At 62.6% G+C, this 6,253-nt stretch carries 6 protein-coding genes; 3 read left to right on the top strand and 3 right to left on the bottom strand.

Features of this window, described 5'->3' with window-relative positions; genetic code table 11:
• Nucleotides 1–1,290: ABC transporter substrate-binding protein (locus K728_RS0100030; RefSeq protein ID WP_443110889.1), on the bottom strand; the 1,290-nt coding region annotated here is incomplete at its 3' end.
• 156 nt (nucleotides 1,291–1,446) lie between these two features.
• Between K728_RS0100030 and K728_RS0100025 the strand changes: the two genes are divergently transcribed.
• Nucleotides 1,447–2,187 carry a FadR/GntR family transcriptional regulator gene (locus K728_RS0100025; RefSeq protein ID WP_237742051.1) on the top strand — a complete coding sequence of 247 codons (741 nt, stop codon included), beginning with the start codon at nucleotides 1,447–1,449 and terminating at the stop codon, nucleotides 2,185–2,187.
• Nucleotides 2,188–2,369: 182 nt separating this feature from the next.
• On the opposite strand, the gene K728_RS22095 is transcribed toward K728_RS0100025, so the two are convergent.
• Nucleotides 2,370–2,495 carry a hypothetical protein gene (locus K728_RS22095; protein WP_272944171.1) on the bottom strand — a complete coding sequence of 42 codons (126 nt, stop codon included), beginning with the start codon at nucleotides 2,493–2,495 and terminating at the stop codon, nucleotides 2,370–2,372.
• 64 nt (nucleotides 2,496–2,559) lie between these two features.
• Between K728_RS22095 and K728_RS0100020 the strand changes: the two genes are divergently transcribed.
• Complete coding sequence (locus K728_RS0100020) at nucleotides 2,560–3,069, top strand: universal stress protein (protein ID WP_024475439.1); 510 nt, start codon at nucleotides 2,560–2,562, stop codon at nucleotides 3,067–3,069.
• Between the two features lie 65 nt (nucleotides 3,070–3,134).
• Here K728_RS0100020 and K728_RS0100015 read toward each other — a convergent pair whose 3' ends face one another.
• On the bottom strand, nucleotides 3,135–4,163 hold the full coding sequence (locus K728_RS0100015; protein ID WP_024475438.1) for a 6-phosphofructokinase: 1,029 nt from the start codon (nucleotides 4,161–4,163) through the stop codon (nucleotides 3,135–3,137).
• A 216-nt stretch (nucleotides 4,164–4,379) separates the two neighbouring features.
• On the opposite strand from K728_RS0100015, the gene K728_RS19980 reads away from it, so the two are divergent.
• A partial coding sequence (locus tag K728_RS19980; RefSeq protein WP_162148005.1) for a hybrid sensor histidine kinase/response regulator transcription factor occupies nucleotides 4,380–6,253 on the top strand: 1,874 nt, incomplete at its 3' end.

Here is a 6,253-nt window from a genome sequence, read left to right as displayed (position 1 = left end):
TTCGCGTTCGTCGTCCAGGAAGGCCTGGAAGGATTCGCTCGCTGCATCAGCTGCCGCGTCTACGTCGCCGCCGGTGATGCCGATGACGATCGGATCGCCCACCACTTCACGGGCTTCAGCCACGTTGATCACGAGCGGGCGATCGTAGCCGACGCCGTTTTCGGCGCTGGCCTCGATGGCCGCAACGAGGTCCTCGGGATAGGTCGCAGTGCCTTCAGGGTCGGCCCAGACCGATGTGCGGGGACCGGGGACGCCTGCCTGCTGGATTTCGAGAACCATTTCCTTGCTGGTGGCCCATTCGAGGAACTTCCAGGCGTTGTCCTGGTTCTTCGATGCCTCGTTAATGCCGAGGCCCCACGATGGTACGTTGTAGGGCTTGGATCCGGCAGGACCTGCAGGCAGTGGGGCGAAGCCGACATTCTCGGCAACCTGCGAGTTCGCGGGGTCGGTGGCGTTCTGATAGAGGCTGTCTGCCTCGGTGTAGAAGGCTGCACCGCCCTGGGTGAAGATGGCCATGGCTTCGGGCCAGCTCATGTCGGTGCTGACATTCTCTGGACCATATTCGTTGATCATGCGGCCGTAGTAATCGTAGGCTTCCTTGGCTTCCGGTGAGGCGATGGCTGAGTTGCCTTCCTCATCGATGAAGTCGCCGCCGAAGCTGTAGAGGAAGCTGGAGAACTGGGTGACGGCCGGTGACTTGCCGGTGCGGGCGACGAAGCCTGCGACGTCGGGGTTCTCTTCGCTGATCTGCTTCGCGGCGGCTTCCAGCTCTTCGAGAGTCTCCGGGACCTCGAGGCCTGCAGCCTCGAGGAGGTCGGTGCGGTAGTACAGCACCTCGCGCTCGGTGATGGTTGGGACGCCAACCACCTTGTCCTCAAACGTGGTGGAGTCGACGGGGCCGCTCTGGAAGTCTGACCATTCCCACTCGGGGTTAGATTCGACGCGTTCCGTCAGATCGGCCAAGTAGCCGTTCTGAGCAAACAGCTTGCCCTCCTGCAGTGGCCGGTACATCATCACGTCGATCTCATCGGTGCCGGCGTTGAGCTGCACGTTGTACTGGGCCGATAGCTGGTCTTCGCCGAGCTGCGTGAGTTCGACGGTCAGGCCCGTTTCTTCTTCGAATTCGGGAATTGCTTCAATGATGGTATCGGTCCACACATGGTTGGCGAGGGTAACCCGCAGAGTGTCGGAGGCTTCGTCGCCGCCACCGCCTCCGCCGCATGCCGCAAGGGTTCCACCCAGTAAGGCCGTGACCGCCAGTCCGGCTACCCGCATAGTTTTACGCTGCACTGTTGCTCCAGTTCTCTTCGTTGAGGACACCCGCAATAGCCGGGGCCAGGAGTAGATGATCGGTTTACATCTGCTAATAGCCACGATAGTAGTGACAAAGATCATACTTATGCAACCCCGTCACTCGAATGGGATGCTCTTGATACGCTTCACTTCATGCAGCCAACTGATCCCCATACCCCCGGTGTCATGCCCTCTGGCCTGCATGCGTCAGTGGTTGACCAGATGGGACTGGCCATCGGAGCCGGCGAATGGGCCGCCGGATCGGTGATGCGGATCGAAGAGCTCGAGGAGCGCTACGGCGTCTCCCGCTCGGTCATCCGCGAGGTGCTGCGTGTCCTAGCCTCCATGGGAATGGTCGAATCACGACGGCGGGTGGGCGTCCAGGTGCTGCCCGCCACCGAGTGGAACCTCTACGACCGCCAGGTCATCAGGTGGCGCCTTGCCTCCCCGGGGCGGGTCGCCCAGCTGCGCTCATTGACCGAGTTGCGCACGGCAGTAGAGCCGCAGGCCGCCCGGCTGGCAGCACTACGGGCGCCGCTGGCCGACGCCAGCGAGCTTATGGGGCTGGCCGGAAAGCTGTGGGCCGCCGGGCAGGACGGCGACACTGAACTGTTCCTGACCCTCGACATCCAGTTCCACCGCCTGGTGCTATCCAGCTCCGGGAACGAGATGTTCGGGAAGCTCAACTCCCTCGTCGCCGAGGTTCTGACCGGGCGAACCCACTATGGCCTCATGCCCGAGCACCCGCACGACGAAGCACTGCAACTGCACGTCGACGTCGCCAGCGCCATCCAGCGCGGCAACCCGGTCGATGCCCACCACTCAATGCTCGCCATCATGGAACGTGCCATGACCGAAATGAGCACGCTCTGGGATGAAGCAGCGCACAAATAGGATCAGCCAAAAGAAACTGATGCGCTGGCCGCGGAGGATTCGCCTCAGCTCGAACACACTGGCTCCCTCAGAGTGGGTGCACCTCTGACCGGCGTTGGAGCCGTCCCCGTACATGGCCCTGTACCCGGCAGACCCAGTGAACACCGGCACCCCGAGGGCGTCGCGCTCTCCGGCCGAGTTCCCTACCTGACCGCTGGCGACGTCGTCACGATCGCATCGAAGGCCTCGGCGAGCTGGTTCAGCGTATGGTCGCCGCCCCCGACCACTCCGTATAAGCCTTGAATATTGGCGGCTGTTTCCCTGCGCATAGGGGCTTACGCGGCGTAAAATTGGGGTACCCGGAAGTGGTCCTGCGAGCCAAGGAGAGCTGTGATGGAACGAACCCCAGAGGATCCTCATGTAGTGGTGGGCGTCGACGGCTCGGAGCCTTCGATCCTCGCCCTGAGGCTGGCCGCGAAACTCGCCCCGGCCCTTGGCGCTGAAGTCCACGCCGTTGCCTGTTGGGACTATCCAAGGATGTACGAGGAGTACCTCCTCCCCGACATGACCATCTTCGGAAAGGGTGCCCAGAAACGCCTCGATGAGGCTATTCACGAGGCGTTTGGAGACGAGACGCCGCCTGGATTCACCAGCACCATCATCCGCGGTCATCCGTCGACCGTGCTGGTCGAGGCGGCCGCGAGGGCACAGATGCTGGTGGTCGGCAGGCGGGGTCACGGCGGCCTCCGCGGCCTGCACCTGGGATCCGTGAGCAACGCGTGTGTCGCGCGTGCCGTCTGCCCGGTAGTCGTGGTGCACGACGACGGAAAAGCCGAACCACACCACCGCTGGCGTGACCGCTACCGCGAGAACCGTCCCCTTGAGCCCTATGACCTGATCTGATCTGGCAGGAACATTAGGTGCCAGAGGCGAACCGTTCCCGCAATCGCGCCGTTCAGACCAACCGATCAGCCGAAAAACGTTGTTGCTTCGTCATAGCGTGACTGCGGGACAGTCTTGAGTTGCGCCACCGACTCTCCTAGGTCTACCCGCACGATGTCAGTGCCGCGGAGGGCAACCATGGTGCCCCACGCGCCGTCGTGAACGGCGTCTACTGCTGCCATGCCCAGCCGGGTGGCGAGCACCCGATCTGACGCACTCGGCGCACCACCCCGCTGGATGTGCCCGAGAGTTGTGGACCGCGTTTCAATCCCGGTTCGTTGCTCGATGATGGGTGCGAGCCTTTCACCAATACCACCCAGCCTGGGTCGATTGAAGGCATCAAGTCCGCGTTCCGAGTGGGGGTGGTTCATCTCCGCCGAGACAAATCCCTCGGCCACAACCACCAGCGGGGTTCTTCCCCGGTGAAACGGCTTCGCCACCCACTCGCAAATCTCCTCCATGCTGGGCTGCTGTTCCGGGATGAGAATCGCGTGGGCACTCGTGGCCATGCCCGCGTGTAGCGCGATCCAGCCAACATGGCGTCCCATCACCTCCGCAATCATGCACCGATGATGCGATTCGCCGGTGGTACTCAGCCTGTCGATCGCCTCGGTCGCGATCTGCACCGCAGTGTCGAAGCCAAACGAATAGTCGGTCGCGGACAGGTCGTTATCCACCGTTTTGGGGACACCGATGATCCGCACACCATCATCACTGAGGATTTTAGCGGCGGCGAGGGTTCCCTCACCGCCAATTACAATCAGCGCATCCACCCCGAGGGAACGAAGGTTCGCTTCGATGTGCTGCACGCCGCTGCCATCGCCGAACGGGCTGGTGCGGGAAGTGCCAAGAATTGTTCCGCCCTGTTTGGCAATACCGCGAACGCTCATCCAATCCAGGATGATCGAATTGTTTTCAACCAACCCCCGCCAGCCGTCGATGTAGCCGACGAATTCGTCGCCATGGTTCCGGATCCCCCGGAGCACGCAGGACCGGATCACAGCGTTCAACCCCGGGCAATCTCCGCCGCTGGTCAGAATTCCAATCCGAGCCATTACTCTTCTCCAGCCATCGTTTCGCCCTGTCCGGGACCCTTGTTTTGCCTACCTCAACGCAACCATCAATCCACTGGACCTGCCATGAGGGCTTACCCGCCGTCCCCATGGGGGATAACCAGCACGCATAGTGATTTAATGCATAAACCGATGGTGTGCTGCACAGGTGTCCGGTCCCACGGAGATTCAACGCGCATTTCGTCAGAGAGGACGGAAATGACTGATTCCTGGCTGGGGCCTGACCCACTAATGCATGGCACGCTGCAGGTGGATAGCGCGCAAAAGCGGTTGGACACTGTCGCGGAACTGGCACGTGACCTCGCCGGACGATTTGAGCTTCAACCGCTCCTGGAACGGATTTTGGGGCATGCCGCACTGCTGCTTGGCTGCGAATCGGGTTCCCTCTCCCTAGTCAACGAAGCGAGCGGGACCTACGCCAAAAAAGTCGATTTCGGCGTGGGCTGCCAGGAAGGGCAAACCTTCTCGCTAGAGGAAGGAATCACCGGCCTGGTGGTGCGGGATCGCTCCACGGTGATCCTCCGGACCTACAGTCAAGTGTCGAAGGGCCATATCTCCCCAGAAGATCCCCGGTGGAACTGCGCGGTCATTGGGGTACCCATCCAGTGGGATGCACGCGTCATCGGGACCTGCATCATCTTCGGCGCCGATCCGCAGCGCGTGTTTACTCCCGATGACGCCGCGTTGGCTGAGCTCTTCGCCAGCCACGCAGCGATCGCGTTGAAAAATTCAGAATTGCACGCCATCGCTTCTGAACGCGAGCAGGAGGCCGCCATCGGAGTGGAACGGGAGCGGGCGGTGCGGGACGTTCACGAGACCATCGGCCGGTCCCTGGCCACCCTGCTTCTCAGTCTTGATGATGCGGACAAAGCGGTCCGGCGGGACGGCCTGGAAGCCGCCGCAACCCGGCACATCGGAACCGCCCGTAATATCGCCCATGATGCCCTGGCCGAAACGCGCCGCACAATCCTGGGGATGGGCCCGGCGTCCCTCGCGGGCCGGGACCTCGACGTGGCAGTCGCGGCCGAACTGACCTGGGCCGAATCGATGAGCGCTGCGGAGACGCAACTCACCGTCATCGGGTCTCCCCGCGCGCTTGCCCCGGAGATCGCTCACCAGGCGTTCAAGATCATCCAGGAGGCGCTGGGCAATGTGGTCACACACTCGAGGGCGACGAGCGTTCGGGTGGGATTGGTCTATGAGAGTGATTCGCTAGCTGTCCTGGTGGAAGACAACGGGCGGGGATTTGATCTGGCTACCACCCACGGGGACCACTCAGCCCTGCCCACGGGATGCCTTGGCCTGCATGGGATGACCTCGCGTGCGGTCCATCTGGGAGGTGACCTGCACATCGACACGATGCCCGGGTGGGGTACCAAGGTGAGGGCCACCCTGCCCGACAAGGTGCCGGAGCGGGGCGAGCGCCCCCAGCCGCGGTGGAAGGTGCTGATCGCCAACGACAAACCCCTCATCAGCGCTGGCTTGGTCAGGCTACTACAGATCAGCGAGCCAGCAGTTCAGGTAGCGGCCGAAGTCAGCTCTTCAGGGCAACTGCTGGACGCATACGAACTACTCCGCCCCGACGTCCTGGTGGTTGATCTGGACATGGTCCAGGAAACCGATACGGGACTACTCACGGAGGTCAGGAAACTCGATCCACAGGCCGCCATCGTGGTCCTCACGGATAATCCCACGGTGGACCAGGTGCGGTCAGCCAAACAAGCTGGCGTGCGAGGATTCATCAACCGCAAAGCGGGAGGAGAGGCGATTGCGCGGGTGATCGTCGCGGCTGGTCAGGGGCAGGCGCTGGTGGAGGGCGAGCTTTTCGATTCCCTCATGGCTGCCGCCCCGGAGGACACCACGCTGGACAGTTTCACGGTGCGCGAGCGGCAGGTGCGCGACATGGTGCTACAGGGCATGGCGGACAAACAGATCGCGCGCCAGCTGCAGATCTCCGCAAAGACCGTTGAAAAACACGTTGGATCCCTGCTCCGCAAGACCGGAGCCCGCAACCGGACCATGCTGGTCAGCATGAGCGGCGTCGAGCCGTCCCAGCCCACGCCCGACGTAGG

Source organism: Arthrobacter sp. CAL618, assembly GCF_000468215.1.
Lineage (GTDB): Bacteria > Actinomycetota > Actinomycetes > Actinomycetales > Micrococcaceae > Arthrobacter_D.
The sequence above is the reverse complement of the archived record's forward strand: the minus strand, read 5'-3'. Positions and strand labels throughout refer to the sequence as shown.